At 38.6% G+C, this 15427-nt stretch carries 8 protein-coding genes; all 8 read left to right on the top strand.

The genetic code is table 11. The features are described from left to right. Positions 1-5: 5 nt before the first annotated feature. The 8 genes from AAHJ11_RS00615 to AAHJ11_RS00580 all read left to right on the top strand — a co-directional run bounded on the left by AAHJ11_RS00615 (position 6) and on the right by AAHJ11_RS00580 (position 15392). Complete coding sequence (locus AAHJ11_RS00615; RefSeq protein ID WP_413579264.1) at positions 6-893, top strand: sugar phosphate isomerase/epimerase family protein; 888 nt, start codon at positions 6-8, stop codon at positions 891-893. A gap of 179 nt (positions 894-1072) precedes the next feature. Next, a complete protein-coding gene (locus AAHJ11_RS00610; RefSeq protein WP_195650372.1) occupies positions 1073-2596 on the top strand; it encodes a DUF4992 family lipoprotein in 1524 nt (507 codons plus the stop codon). Positions 2597-2626: 30 nt separating this feature from the next. Further along, on the top strand, positions 2627-6013 hold the full coding sequence (locus AAHJ11_RS00605) for a SusC/RagA family TonB-linked outer membrane protein (RefSeq protein WP_195650373.1): 3387 nt from the start codon (positions 2627-2629) through the stop codon (positions 6011-6013). A gap of 12 nt (positions 6014-6025) precedes the next feature. Next, positions 6026-8239 (top strand): RagB/SusD family nutrient uptake outer membrane protein, encoded by a 2214-nt coding sequence (locus AAHJ11_RS00600; protein WP_195650374.1) that lies wholly within the window; start codon positions 6026-6028, stop codon positions 8237-8239. Between the two features lie 202 nt (positions 8240-8441). Continuing rightward, a complete protein-coding gene (locus AAHJ11_RS00595; RefSeq protein WP_413578899.1) occupies positions 8442-10181 on the top strand; it encodes a polysaccharide lyase in 1740 nt (579 codons plus the stop codon). A gap of 60 nt (positions 10182-10241) precedes the next feature. After that, positions 10242-10910 (top strand): DUF3826 domain-containing protein, encoded by a 669-nt coding sequence (locus tag AAHJ11_RS00590; RefSeq protein ID WP_148366779.1) that lies wholly within the window; start codon positions 10242-10244, stop codon positions 10908-10910. A gap of 205 nt (positions 10911-11115) precedes the next feature. Next, complete coding sequence (locus tag AAHJ11_RS00585; protein WP_167511862.1) at positions 11116-12039, top strand: glycoside hydrolase family 43 protein; 924 nt, start codon at positions 11116-11118, stop codon at positions 12037-12039. A 32-nt stretch (positions 12040-12071) separates the two neighbouring features. Then, entirely contained in the window at positions 12072-15392 is a 3321-nt protein-coding gene (locus AAHJ11_RS00580) for an MGH1-like glycoside hydrolase domain-containing protein (RefSeq protein ID WP_148366778.1), read from the top strand. Positions 15393-15427: the final 35 nt, after the last annotated feature.

Raw genomic sequence — 15427 nt, 5'->3', positions numbered from 1 at the left:
TGAAAATAAGAAGAAATTTATTCAAACATATCCTTTGGATATTAATACTTGCAAAGTGTTTCCCTCTATTAGCGATTGCCGGATCGCAGCAAAAGGAACAACGTTATAAAATAGCTGTATGTGACTGGATGATTTTGAAGCGTCAGAAAATCGGTTCATTTCAATTGGTACACGAATTGAATGGTGACGGCGTTGAGTTGGATATGGGTGGCCTTGGCAAGAGAGAAATGTTTGATAACAAATTGCGGGAACCTCATTTTCAGCAACTGTTTCGTGAAACTGCTCAAAAATATCAATTAGAGGTTTCTTCCATTGCTATGTCCGGTTTCTACGGGCAGTCTTTTCTGGAACGTGCTAATTATAAAGAGTTGGTTCAAGACTGCCTTCATGCAATGAAAGTAATGAATACTAAAGTAGCTTTTCTTCCTTTGGGGGGAATCGAAACTGGATGGGAAAAGAATCCGGCACTTCGAACTGAAGTTGTAAAACGTTTGAAGGAGATGGGAGATATGGCTGCTTCTGAAGGAGTAGTTATCGGCATTGAAACTCAACTGGATGCTAAAGGAGATGTGAAACTGCTGAAAGAAATTAATTCTCCGGGAATCAAGATCTATTTTAAATTTCAAAATGCATTGGAGAATGGAAGGGATTTATGTAAGGAATTGAAAATTCTGGGGAAAAAGAATATTTGCCAGATTCACTGTACGGATACAGATGGAGTGACTCTACCTTTTAATGAACGATTGGACATGAATAAGGTGAAAAAGACTTTGGACAAGATGGGATGGAGTGGATGGCTAGTAGTAGAACGTTCACGTGATAAGGATGATGTACGAAACGTGAAGAAGAATTATGGCACGAATATTAAGTATTTGAAAGAAGTGTTTCAGTAAAGATAGGAGGATGATTATGATATAGTTAATATTACAAGGAGAGAGAGAAAAAAGCGCAAAATCTATTTTTTATCCTTTTAAGTGATTACATATTTTTTGATTGTACGTCTTTCCTTAAAAAGAACTTTTGGATTTTGAAGATATAATATATTATTTTTGTTTAAATTAAAATTTAATCTATGAAGAGTAAGATGAAGATTAAAATGAAGATTGCCGGGAAGTTATGGGGCTTATCAGCAATTCTTTTATTTGTTTCTTGTGCTAAAGGTTTTAACGATAATGAAACCTTTTCTGGAGGTGTGACAAATACACAGTTAGAATCGCCCATTCTCGACGATAATAGCTTTTCAACTTTGACAAACTCTGATGGCTCGGAAAGTGTAAAGATAACATGGCCAGTAGTTATGGGAGCAGGAGGATATTTGCTTAATGTATCTCTTATAGAAGATCCGGCAGATCCTACAGTAACTGCAGAAAATCCTATAGTTGTGATGCAGGATAGTATTGTAGATGGTTCGTCTGTCGTTTTTACGAAAACGGAAGATGCCACCTATAAAATAAAGATTAAGACTCTTGGAAATGAAAAACTGAATAATAAGGAAGCGCAAGAGAGCACTGATTTTAAATATGTAGCATTGGTACCTGCTACAACAATTCCTGTAGGGGAAGATATAGCAGAGTATATTAATAATCAATTGAAAGATAGTGATAAAGAGCAAGCTTTTGCTTTAGAAGCTGGTAAAGCTTATGTCCTGAATGGTGTAGTTGATTTTAGATTGAATGTGATAACGCTTCGTAGTACTGATAAAGAGAATCGACCAATAGTAAAAATTGGTGCTAATGGAGGATTGGTAACGCAAGCTGGATTGAAAATTAAATTTATCAATTTTGATTGCTCGGAAATGACTGGAGCTGGTTTTTTGACTCTTAGTGGGGAACCAAGTGAAACGATCTCAATAAAGAGCTTAGGTTATGATAAGGATGAAGCTAATCAAGATGGTTATATCATCAATAAACCTGTAATTATTCAAGAATGTAATATCAAAAACCTACAAAATAGCTTGCTTTATGGCAATAAGAAACCATGGACTTTACGTGATTTCCGTATAACGGATTGTATCGTACAAATGAATAATTCTGGTTCTAATGGGGTTATTAATTTATATGGTGCTACAGGTACAATTAAAGATATGACAATAAAGAACTGTACATTCTATAATTTAGTAAAAAATAGTTCAGCTTATTTTATTCGTTATCAAAACAACTCACAACCTTGGAAATATTTTGGAAAGAGCGATAATACTTCAACTCATATTATTATTAATAATACATTTTGCAAAACATTTTCAAATAAAGATTTTGGTAATAATATACCTAATGATAAGACTTCAATAACCCAGAAGGTTGAATATAATATATTCTATGATGTATATCGTTTATATCAATATCTTCAAAGTAATAATAAGAAATCAACTGTTGGTAATACTATTTGGGGAGTTGATGGTGGAACTCCTAACGGTAATGATACAGGAGGACGAAAAGATGATAATGGAAATCCGTTTGCTACACTTGAAGACCCAGAGTTCGTAGGTCCTTTCTTACAGGAATTGGACTTATCACAAATTAACGGTGGTGTTAATTTTGAGCCTAAGGGTGCAGAAGCTGTAAAAAATAAAAGTGGTGATCCTCGTTGGTATAAATAAATATAAAGTATAAATTATAATGCTATAATAATGAAACATAATAACATAATCAAATTGTGTCTTGGCATATTTCTGGTTTTTGTGATAGCTTTACCTGCTTTGGCCCAGAAAAACATGACATTCAAGGGGGTAGTAGTAGATACGACGGGAGAACCTATCATTGGGGCTTCTGTGAAAGTGGTAGGAACAGCTACTGGAACAATAACTGATTTGGATGGTAAATTTATGGTAGTTGTTCCATCAGGGAAACAGGTTGAAATATCTTATATAGGATATATAACGCAGGTATTATCAGATTTTAAGCAGACTAAGATTGAACTGAAAGAAGATACTCAACAGTTGGATGAGGTAGTGGTAGTCGGTTATGGTACACAGAAAAAAGCGCATTTAACAGGAGCCATTGCTACTGTGCCAATGGATGATATTCAGGACCTTGCTTCTGGTAACTTGGCAAGTACATTGAGTGGTATGGTAAATGGACTAAGTGTTAGTGGTGGAGATGCACGCCCTGGTGAAAATGCACGGATTAACATTCGTCAGAATGATGTTTTATCAGATATTGGTGGAACAGCTTCAGAACCATTATATGTTATCGATGGGTATATTTATCCGGTAGAAGTGAAGATTGGTGATGTGACAGAAAACTTGGGAGCAACAGCATTTAATAATTTAGACCCATCTGTAATTGAGAGTATTTCAGTTTTGAAAGATGCTGCAGCTGCAGTATACGGTGCCCGTGCTGCTAATGGTGTTATATTGGTAACCACAAAGAGGGGTAAACAAGGTGCACCTAAGATTTCATATAGTGGAACTTTTGGCGTTGTGGATGAAGTTTCGCGTGCTAAGATGTTGAATGCTTATCAATATGGTCAACTTTGGAATGCCGTGCGTGCGGCTGATCCGACTGACGTATCTATTAATTTGCAGAATGATTTATTTCAGGCAGATGAGTTGAATGCAATGAGAGGGCTGAATTACGACCTGTTGGATAAATATTGGAAAGCAGCATTGACACAAAAGCATAGTATTAATATGACCGGTGGTTCGGAAAGAGCTAATTATTTTGGGGGAATATCTTATTTTGATCAAGATGGTAATCTAGGAAATTTGGATTATAACCGTTGGAACTATCGTGCTGGTGTTGATGTGAAGATTAGTAAATGGTTAAAAGCAAGTCTTCAGGTTTCTGGTGATTATGGAAAGAAAAACAAACCGAATGTAAAGGTAGGAGGTAGTAATGATGAGAAAGACTATAATCTTTTATTAGTTCGTCCGTATTATATTCCTGAAGAAGTAAATGGTATTCCAATTGTGCCTTATGGTATTAGTAATTCGCAAATAAGTTCTTCACAGAATTATTCATTTTCTCTACTTCAGAATGCAGGGGATTATAATAGGACAGAAACATCGAATATGAATATTAATGCCGGTTTGGAATATGATTTTGGATGGAATAAATGGCTGAAAGGATTAAAACTGAAATTCTCTTATTCAAAGAGTATCAATTCAACAAAAAATAATCAATATGGTTCATCATATGAACTTTATTATATGTCCAAACGTGCAGGAAGTGGAAATCATTTATATACACCTGTTCAAGGACAGGAATCTCTATATGAAGAGTTACTGGGAGAAAATAATTTCTTACTTGCTAATAATGGTTCTGCTATCAATAATGCCAGTGGAGATCCCTATTTATCTCGTACGATGAGTCGTGCCGATAATTATCAGATGAACTTTACGGCAACTTATAACCGTGACTTTGGTAATCATCATATAGGTGCTTTATTCTCTATTGAAAAGTCGGAGGCTGAAAGTGAATATTTGGTAGGACAGGTTACTAATCCTTATGAATTTACAAATGGACAATCCAATCTTGTTCAATATAATAGTGCATCTACTACTGAATTCAAGCGTGCGGAGTCTGGAACATTATCATATATTGGTCGTGTGAACTATGCATATGCTGACAAGTATTTGTTAGAGTTCTTGCTTCGTTCAGACGCATCAACCAAGTTTGCTCCTGAAAATTATTGGGGTGTTTTTCCTTCCGTTTCTGCTGGTTGGATAATATCACAAGAGGAATGGTTTAAGAAGAGTGTGAAGTGGGTCGACTATTTGAAAGTACGTGCTTCGTTTGGTTTGACAGGTCGAGATAATACGAAAGCATGGCAATGGATGCAAAATTATGCAGTTGATAAAGATAAAGGACCTATATTTGGTGTCAACACATCAACAAATGCTGGTAATCATATAACAATTAATAAGGAGATTTCTGCTGTTAACCGTAATGCACATTGGGATAAGTCATATAAGGCAAATTTTGGTTTGGACTTCAACGTCTTGAATAATCGTTTGTCATTCAATATTGATGGTTATTATGAGTGGAATCGAGAAATGTTACTTCCATATTCTGCTTCTATTCCAGGTACGGTAGGAACACAGTCAGCGAATTTTAATTACGGAGAGTTAAATACATATGGTATGGAATTGTCTGTGACTTGGAGAGATAGAATAGGGAAAGATTTTAAATATAAGGTGTCTGTTAATACAGGGTATACGGATAATAAAGTGCTTATGATGGACTGGGAAACCAATCAACGTTATATGAAGATTCATGAGGGAAGTCGTACGGATATGGGAACATGGGGAATGCAGTGTCTTGGCATGTTTCGCAGTTATCAAGATATTGATGAATATTTTGCTAAATATAATATTACATCATATATGGGTATGACCAAAGATAATGTAAAGCCTGGTATGTTGATCTATAAAGATATTCGTGGTGCAGAACAGACTGATGGAACCTATGCCGGACCAGATGGAGTTGTAAGTTATGAAAATGATCAAGTTCGTTTATCAAACCGAAATAACCCTTATGGTTTCACTACCAATTTGAGTGCGGAATGGAAAGGAATTTCTTTATCTGCACAGATAAGCGCAAGTTGGGGAGGATATAGTTTTATTCCAACATCAGCACTTAAGATCGGCAATATGGTCGGCTCTGGATCGAGTTCTTATACAGATTTGGAATATACCAATATGCCATCTTTCTGGAACACAGATAATATGTTCGTTTATAATGATGTAGTTGATGCGTCAGGGAATGTGGTTGTAAAAGCTAATCGCAATGCAAAATATCCAAACTTAAGATGGGGTAGTGTTAATAGTGTGAATTCTACATATTGGAGAGTGAGTGGAACTCGTGTTAGTATGAATCGTTTGACACTTGCATATAGTATACCATCTAAGTTTACAAGATTAATAGGTATTGAAAGTTGTCGTTTCAATGTGACGGGGCAGAATTTATTTAGTTTCTATAATCCTTATCCTGATAATTTTATAGATCCAATGACTTCTTATGGTAGTTATCCTACTTTGCGTAAGTTTACTATTGGTGTAAATGTGACATTCTAAAAAGAAATAGCGATGAAAAGAAAAAATATAATAGCTTTCAGTGTTGCTTTAATGGCAATAGGCACTTTCACTTCATGTAGTGATGAGTTTCTACAAGATAAAAAAAATTACGATTATGTTGATGCAAGTACATATAATACATTTAGTGGCGCAAAGGCACGTGTGGATGATATATATGCTTGGTGCTTGCCTAATACGAGTTCAGAACCAAGCTGGAAATATAACAGTACAGGAGCAGCTGATCTCCAATCTAAGTCTACAGAAGAGTACAGTGGGTTTGGATCATTTGTAGATCCTGATGCTCCGATGACTAGCCAAAGTGGAAATAATACGGTTCCTGATTATTTCCATAATAGTGGTAATAATATTCAGGCAAGTGTTTGGGGGCGTATTCGTAATTGCAATGATGTTATTTATGGTATAGAGAATAGTACTCTTTCAGAAGAAGAAAAGAATGAACTATTAGGACAGGTCTATTTCTTTCGTGCATGGTGTTACTATAATTTAGTGAAGTGGTATGGTGGAGTGCCCATAATTACGGAAGTGCAGGAGCCAGTGGCAGGAGCTATTGTTCCTCGTTCTACGACAAAAGCTTGTATTGATTTTATTTGTGGAGACTTGGAACGTTCTGCACAGTTACTTGCTTCATTTACAGAAAATGGCGGATGGCCTTCTAGCGATTTTGGACGTGTTACTTCTGGTACAGCACTTGCATTGAAAGGACGGGCTCTTTTGTTATATGCAAGTCCACTGTTTAATCGTAAAAATGACGTAGAACGCTGGAGGAAAGCTTATAATGAAATTACGACTGATCTACCTAGAATAAATGCTTGTGGCTATGGTTTAGTTAATGAAAGTAATGTCGGAACGAATGCTTCAGGCTGGGCGAATGTATTTTCTATGGTTGATGGTAATACAGAAGCGGTATTTGTAACGTTGTATAATGACATAGCGACGGGGGGAGTACCTGATTTTAGCAAAAATAATTCATGGGAACATGGTATTCGACCATCAAATGCTATGGGAGGAGGTGGTAAAACTCCTTCAGCCATGATGGTTGATATGTTCCCTATGGCTGATGGTAAGAGACCTTCTACATGCAATACTTATACTACATTAGAGCAATCTTCTATCGTTTATGATAAAAATGTTCCGTTTGCTAATCGTGATCCTCGTTTTTATAGGACATTTGCTTTTCCGGGAGTACGTTGGGCTTTCAGTGGTGATCCAAAGAACTCAAGCAATAATAATCCTTATACAGGAGATAAGTATAATTTGTGGAACTATGTTTGGTATGCTAATGAAAATGATAGAGATAATGAGGAAGCTAGTAGTTCCAATACATATGGTGCAGATAACCTGTTGACGAATGCCAAAGGTTTTTATATACGTAAACGTTCGGATGATTTAGATGTAAATTCAAATGCCAGATACAAATTTAGCCAAGCAAACGGCTTTAAATTTAGTGGTAGTCCATATTTGGAAATTCGTTATGCTGAAGTGTTGTTGAATTATGCGGAAGCAGCATGTGGTGCCGGTGAAATGGGAGTAGCTGTTGAACAGTTGAAGAAGATACGTGCTCGTGTGGGATATACATCAGCAAATAATTTTGGCCTGCAAACCAATTTGTCAAGTGATCAGTCTGCATGTTTTGCCGCCATCTTGTATGAACGTCAGATTGAGTTGGCTTATGAAGGTAAACGTTTTGATGACTTACGTCGTTGGATGTTGTTTGATGGTGGTGCGGAAAGAGCAGAAGGAGCACCTGACACATGGCTCCCATCTGGTTGGAATGGAAATACTTGTACTTATTTAGGGTTTAAACAACTAAATGGACAGCGTCGCGATAATCTTGAATTCCGTGTAAGCAGCGCTCATGAGAGTAAAGGACTTGGTGGTACATCGTGGGAAATAAATGGGGTAAATCCAGATCCATTAAAAGATGTAACACGTCCGGATGCATTAGATTTGAGACAGGCGGATATTTCAAGTCAACAGAATAAGTTAGTTGAGTTTTATAATACTTATCTAACACGTAAAATGAAGAAGGGAGATGCATATACTACTGATCATACACCGAAATATATGAATTTCCTTCCTCGGTATTATTTCCTGGGTTTTGCAGAAGGAGCTCAAAAAGCTAATCAAACATTGCCACAAACTATTGGTTGGGCAGATTATAACAATGGTGGTGCTAATGGTACTTTCGATCCATTAGCAGAATAAGTTCATAATCTCCAATTTATATAATAACGTTTCTAATACCTCTTGAATAGGAGGATTAGAGACGTTATTCTTTTATAAAGATTTGAGTTATGTAGAAAAACATATTTTGAATAATAATTTCTGCTCTACTGATTACAAATCTTTTTCTCTTTCGTCTTATTATTGTATTTTTGAATTAACAACTTCACTAAACCAAATAAAAATGAAGAAGAAACATGTATTATTAGCAGCTTTTGCTGCTGCAATGTTGACTCCGACTGTTGCATGGGCTCAATACCCACAAATAACCGACGAAGCCAAAGAAAACTATAAAAAGATGATGACTGAAGAGCGGAAGCGCTCTGATGAAGCATGGGCGAAGGCACTGCCAATAGTGCAGAAAGAAGCAAAGGAGGGACGTCCTTATATTCCTTGGGCTAGCCGTCCATGTGATTTGCCACAAGCGAATATTCCGGCATTTCCTGGAGCAGAAGGTGGCGGTATGTATAGTTTCGGTGGTCGCGGCGGTAAAGTTATTACTGTGACTAATTTGAATGATCGTGGACCCGGTTCTTTCCGTGAAGCTTGTGAAACAGGGGGCGCTCGTATTATCGTGTTCAATGTGGCAGGTATTATCCGTTTGGAGTCTCCGATTATAGTTCGTGCTCCCTATGTTACTATTGCAGGACAGACAGCTCCCGGTGATGGCGTTTGCATTGCCGGCGAATCATTTTGGGTAGATACGCATGATGTTGTTGTACGCCATATGCGTTTCCGCCGTGGAGAAACAAAGGTTTGGCATCGTGATGACTCTTTCGGAGGAAATCCGGTTGGTAATATTATGATTGACCACTGTTCTTGTACGTGGGGGTTGGATGAAAATATATCTTTCTACCGTCATATGTATGATCCTAGTGAAGGTCAATATGAAAGCAAAGATTTAAAACTTCCTACTGTAAATGTGACTATTCAGAATACAATCTCTGCAAAAGCATTGGATACATACAACCATGCATTTGGTAGCACTTTGGGAGGTGAAAACTGTGCATTTGCCCGTAACCTATGGGCTAGTAATGCAGGACGTAACCCTTCTATTGGCTGGAATGGAATATTCAACTTTGTCAATAATGTAGTGTTCAACTGGGTTCATCGTTCTTCTGATGGTGGTGATAATACCGCTATGTTCAATATGATTAATAACTACTACAAACCGGGACCTGCTACACCGAAAGACTCTAATGTAGGACATCGTATTTTGAAGCCGGAATCAGGACGCAGCAAACTGGATCATCACGTCTACGGACGAGTTTATGCTGATGGAAACATCATGGAAGGTTATCCTGCCATTACAGCAGACAATTGGAAAGGTGGTATTCAGATTGAAGACCAATCAAATACTGACGGGTATACTGAAAACATACGGAGCTATCAACCGTTTGAAATGCCGTATATTAATATTATGGGTGCAAATGATGCCTATGATTATGTATTGAAACATGCAGGTGCAACTATCCCTTGTCGTGATATTGTAGATGAACGTGTGATTGAAGAAGTGAAAACGGGCATCCCTTATTATGAAAAGAAACTTCCGAAAGATGCTTATGGCGATCTAACCGGTCTGTCTCCTAAATCAATGGGTGAAGACGGACAATTTAAGTATCGTCGTTTGCCTAAAGATTCTTATAAGCAGGGTATTATTACTGATATCCGTCAGATGGGTGGATTCCCTGAATATAAAGGTACTCCTTATGTAGATACAGACGGTGACGGTATGCCGGATGAATGGGAAATTGCCAATGGCTTGAATCCGAATGATCCGAGTGATGCTAATAAGGATTGTACAGGTGACGGATATACTAATATTGAAAAATATATCAACGGTATCAGCACAAAGCACAAAGTAGATTGGAGAGATATGAAGAACAACTACGATACATTGGCTGAAAAAGGAAAATTAATGTAATCGCAGGTAAGGTGCCGGGGTCAAGTTTTCTTTCGGCATCTTGCTTTAAAAACAATATCAATGAAAAAGATACTGATACTATCATTGCTTTTTATTTCCGGTTGGATGTCCGCACAGACAGTCGACTTGAATAAAGAGAATCGTGATCCTGAATATGTGAAGTCTATTGTCGGTCGGTCACAGAAGATCGTTGATAAACTTGGGCTTACAGATGCGAAAATAGCCGAAGACGTTCGGAATATCATAGCCAATCGTTACTTCGAATTAAATGATATTTATGAAGTACGGGATGCAAAAGTCAAGAAGGTAAAAGATTCAGGGTTGACTGGTGATGCTAAAAATGAAGCACTGAAAGCTGCCGAAAATGAAAAAGATGCGGCATTATACCGTTCACATTTCGCTTTTCCTGCCGATTTATCCCTCTTTCTTGATGAAAAGCAAATAGAGGCAGTGAAGGATGGCATGACTTATGGAGTGGTGAAAGTGACTTATGACTCACATCTGGACATGATTCCGACTTTGAAAGAAGAAGAAAAAGCCCAGATATATGCTTGGCTGATAGAGGCACGTGAATTCGCATTGGATGCCGAAAATTCGAACAAGAAACATGCTGCTTTCGGAAAGTACAAAGGACGTATCAATAATTATCTGGCTAAACGTGGATATGATCTGAAGAAAGAACGTGAGGAATGGTATAAACGTGTAAAAGCCCGTGGAGGTTCTCTATAATAAAAAAATAAGATACTATAAAAAGAAGCGAAATTCTTTCCCATTGTAAATGGTTAGTTTGTTTGATGGTGGAAAGGGTGGCTCGGAGAGTCGCCCTTTTATCATATATAAATTTTGAATCTAATGATTCTTCTGTTATATTTGAGTACAAATTAGACTTATTATCGTCTCCTCTGTATAAAGGATACAATTATAGAATATAGAAATGAAAAAGTTAAGAAATACATTAGCTGCAATAAGTCTTCTGTTTTTGGCTTCTTGTGGAGGTAACAAAGACTACTATATGTTCACTTCATTTCATGAACCGGCTGATGAGGGATTGAGATACTTATATAGTGAGGATGGAATACATTGGGACAGTATTCCGGGAATCTGGTTGAAACCGGAATTGGGGCAGCATCAACTAATGAGGGATCCTTCAATGGTGCGCACTCCGGATGGAACCTACCATTTGGTCTGGACTACCAGTTGGAAAGGCGATTTGGGATTTGGTTACGCACATTCCAAAGACCTGATTCATTGGTCGGAGCAACAGATGATTCCTGTAATGGCAGACGAACCGACTACCATTAATGTATGGGCTCCGGAGATTTTCTATGACGACGAGAGTGAACAGTTTATGGTTGTATGGGCCTCTTGTGTCCCCGGGCGTTTTGAAAAGGGGATAGAGGAAGAGAATAACAATCATCGTTTATACTATATCACTACAAAAGATTTTAAGACAGTTTCGAAAGCAAAACTTCTGTACGACCCGGGATTCAGCACCATTGATGCTGTCATCGTGAAACGGGCGAAGAATGACTATGTCATGGTGCTTAAGGATAATACCCGTCCGGAGCGCAATCTGAAAATCGCTTTTTCCGATTCTATGACCGGACCTTATTCGCCGGCATCACAGCCTTTTACAGAATCCTTTGTAGAAGGACCGTCTGTAGAGAAGTTGGGCGATGATTATTTAATCTATTTTGATGTGTATAAGAAAAAAATATATGGTGCTATGCGTACAAAGGATTTCCGGAACTTTACAGACGTAACAGAAGAAGTAAGCATCCCTGTGGGGCATAAGCATGGAACAATATTCAAAGCTCCGGAATCAGTAGTAAAGGCATTGCTGGAAGAAAAGAAATAAATCCGGAACTAATTTAAAATCAGAAATAAATCATGAACAACTCTGCTAAAATTCTTTTTGTACTGGCTGCCGGATGGTTGACTACTACAGCCTTTGCACAAGATAGAATCCATTATACAGGAAAAGAATTATCGAATCCTGCTTATCACGACGGGCAACTGTCTCCGGTAGTCGGAGTACATAATATTCAATTGGTGCGTGCTAATCGCGAACATCCGGATGCTTCGAACGGTAATGGATGGACTTATAATCACCAACCGATGCTCGCTTATTGGAATGGGCAATTTTTCTATCAATATCTGGCAGATCCTTCTGATGAGCACGTACCGCCTTCACAGACTTTTCTGATGACTTCGAAGGATGGATATCACTGGACGAATCCGGAAATTGTATTTCCTCCTTATAAAGTGCCCGATGGATATACCAAAGAGTCTCGTCCGGGTGTGCAGGCCAAAGATCTGATTGCCATTATGCACCAACGTGTTGGATTTTATGTCTCTAAATCCGGCAAACTGATTACAATGGGGAATTATGGAGTTGCTTTGGATAAAAAGGATGACCCCAATGATGGAAACGGTATTGGCCGCGTAGTTCGTGAAATAAAGAAAGACGGCTCTTTCGGACCGATCTATTTCATTTATTATAATCATGGATTTAATGAAAAGAATACCGATTATCCATATTTTAAAAAAAGTAAGGATCGTGAGTTTGTAAAAGCTTGTCAGGAAATTCTTGATAATCCGCTGTATATGATGCAGTGGGTGGAAGAAGCCGACCGTGAAGATCCTATCATTCCGCTGAAGAAAGGATATAAAGCATTCAATTGCTATACATTGCCGGATGGACGTATTGCCAGTCTTTGGAAACACGCACTTACTTCTATCAGTGAGGATGGCGGACATACCTGGGCGGAACCGGTGCTTCGTGCAAAAGGTTTTGTCAATAGCAATGCAAAAATCTGGGGACAACGTCTAAGTGACGGAACGTATGCTACCGTATATAATCCGTCGGAATTTCGTTGGCCGCTAGCCATCTCTTTGAGTAAAGATGGATTGGAATATAAGACATTAAATTTGGTACATGGTGAAATCACTCCCATGCGCTATGGAGGAAATTATAAATCATACGGTCCCCAATATCCACGTGGTATTCAGGAAGGTAATGGAATACCTGCAGATGGTGATTTATGGGTTTCTTACAGTGTGAATAAGGAAGATATGTGGATTTCCCGCATTCCTGTTCCGGTAGAGATAAATGCTTCAGCACATGCGGACGATGATTTCTCAAACAATAAATCAATTGCAGAACTGACTGACTGGAATATTTATTCTCCGGTTTGGGCTCCGGTTTCTCTGGAAGGTCAATGGCTGAAACTGCAAGATAAAGACCCGTTTGATTATGCTAAAGTGGAACGTAAAATACCGGCTTCTAAAGAGTTGAAAGTCTCATTCGATTTGCAAGCCGGGCAAAATGATAAAGGCATCCTTCAGATTGAATTCCTGGATGAGAACGGAATAGCATGTTCCCGTATGGAACTTACTGATAATGGAATTTTCCGAATGAAAGGTGGCTCGCGGTTTGCCAACATGATGAAATATGAAGCAGGAAAGGTTTATCATGTAGAAGCGGTCCTTTCTACTGCCGATCGTAATATTCAAGTATATGTAGATGGTAAAAGAGTAGGGCTGCGTATGTTCTACGCACCTGTGGCTGCTATTGAACGGATCGTATTCCGTACTGGTACGCCTCGTACATTCCCGACTGTAGATACTCCTGCCGATCAGACTTATGATCTGCCGAATGCAGGTGCACAAGACTCATTGACAGAATATGGTATTGCCAATGTGAAAACATCTTCTACAGATAAAGACGCGTCTTCTGCTTTCTTAAAGTATGCCGACTTCAGTCATTATGCCGACTATTTCAACAGTATGGAAGATGAGAACATCGTTCAGGCAATTCCTAATGCAAAAGCCTCGGAATGGATGGAGGAAAATATTCCTTTGTTTGAATGTCCGCAACATAACTTTGAAGAGATGTATTATTATCGTTGGTGGTCATTGCGTAAGCATATCAAAGAAACTCCTGTGGGATATGGTATGACGGAGTTCCTCGTTCAGCGTTCCTATTCTGATAAATATAACCTGATCGCTTGTGCGATCGGACATCATATTTATGAGAGCCGTTGGTTACGTGACCCGAAATATCTGGATCAGATTATTCATACATGGTATCGTGGCAATGACGGCGGTCCGATGAAGAAAATGGATAAGTTCAGCTCATGGAATGCGGATGCTGTATTGGCCCGTTATATGGTAGATGGGGATAAAGATTTTATGCTGGATATGAAAAAAGATCTGGAAACTGAATATCAACGTTGGGAACGTACGAACCGTTTGAAGAATGGATTGTACTGGCAGGGGGATGTACAGGATGGTATGGAGGAATCTATCAGTGGTGGACGGAAGAAAAAATATGCCCGCCCGACAATCAATAGTTATATGTATGGCAATGCCAAAGCACTTTCATGTATGGGAATTCTTTCCGGTGACGAGGGGATGGCTATGAAATATGGTATGAGAGCAGACACGTTAAGAAATCTGGTAGAAAATGAGTTGTGGAATACCCGTCACCAGTTTTTTGAAACGATGCGTACAGACTCTTCAGCAAATGTCCGTGAAGCAATCGGATATATTCCCTGGTATTTCAACCTGCCGGATACGACAAAGAAATATGAAGTTGCCTGGAAAGAGATTCTGGATGAAAAAGGTTTCTCTGCTCCTTACGGATTAACTACTGCAGAACGTCGTCATCCGGAATTCCGTACACGTGGAGTGGGTAAGTGTGAGTGGGACGGAGCTATCTGGCCGTTTGCTTCTGCACAGACATTGACAGCAATGGCTAACTTTATGAATAATTATCCGCAGACCGTATTGTCTGACAGTGTATATTTCCGTCAGATGGAATTGTATGTGGAATCACAGTATCACCGTGGTCGTCCTTACATTGGCGAATATCTGGATGAAGTGACCGGTTATTGGTTGAAAGGGGATCAGGAACGTAGCCGTTACTATAATCATTCTACTTTCAACGATCTGATGATTACAGGGCTGATTGGACTTCGTCCGCGTCTGGATAATACAATTGAAGTAAATCCATTGATCCCTGCCGACAAATGGGATTGGTTCTGCTTGGATAATGTACTATATCACGGTCATAATCTGACGATTCTTTGGGATAAGAACGGCGATCGTTATTATTGTGGAAAAGGCTTACGCATTTTTGTGGATGGTAAAGAAGTCGGTCATGCAGATACATTGACAAGAATCGTTTGTACAAATGTTCTTGAATGATAAATTTTAGGCACGGATTACACGGATTACGCTGT

Source organism: Bacteroides sp. 90-K9/2 (assembly GCF_047310725.1).
Classification (GTDB): Bacteria; Bacteroidota; Bacteroidia; order Bacteroidales; family Bacteroidaceae; genus Bacteroides; species Bacteroides vicugnae.
Note: the sequence above shows the minus strand (reverse complement) of the source record. Positions and strands in the feature narration are given on the sequence as shown.

What these genes read in the sequence shown, in the direction of transcription:
- AAHJ11_RS00580 (WP_148366778.1), top strand. Translation starts at nt 12,072, where the DNA reads ATGAACAACTCTGCTAAAATTCTTTTTGTACTGGCTGCCGGATGGTTG.
- AAHJ11_RS00590 (WP_148366779.1), top strand. Translation starts at nt 10,242, where the DNA reads ATGAAAAAGATACTGATACTATCATTGCTTTTTATTTCCGGTTGGATG.
- AAHJ11_RS00600 (WP_195650374.1), top strand. Translation starts at nt 6,026, where the DNA reads ATGAAAAGAAAAAATATAATAGCTTTCAGTGTTGCTTTAATGGCAATA.
- AAHJ11_RS00585 (WP_167511862.1), top strand. Translation starts at nt 11,116, where the DNA reads ATGAAAAAGTTAAGAAATACATTAGCTGCAATAAGTCTTCTGTTTTTG.
- AAHJ11_RS00610 (WP_195650372.1), top strand. Translation starts at nt 1,073, where the DNA reads ATGAAGAGTAAGATGAAGATTAAAATGAAGATTGCCGGGAAGTTATGG.
- AAHJ11_RS00595 (WP_413578899.1), top strand. Translation starts at nt 8,442, where the DNA reads ATGAAGAAGAAACATGTATTATTAGCAGCTTTTGCTGCTGCAATGTTG.
- AAHJ11_RS00605 (WP_195650373.1), top strand. Translation starts at nt 2,627, where the DNA reads ATGAAACATAATAACATAATCAAATTGTGTCTTGGCATATTTCTGGTT.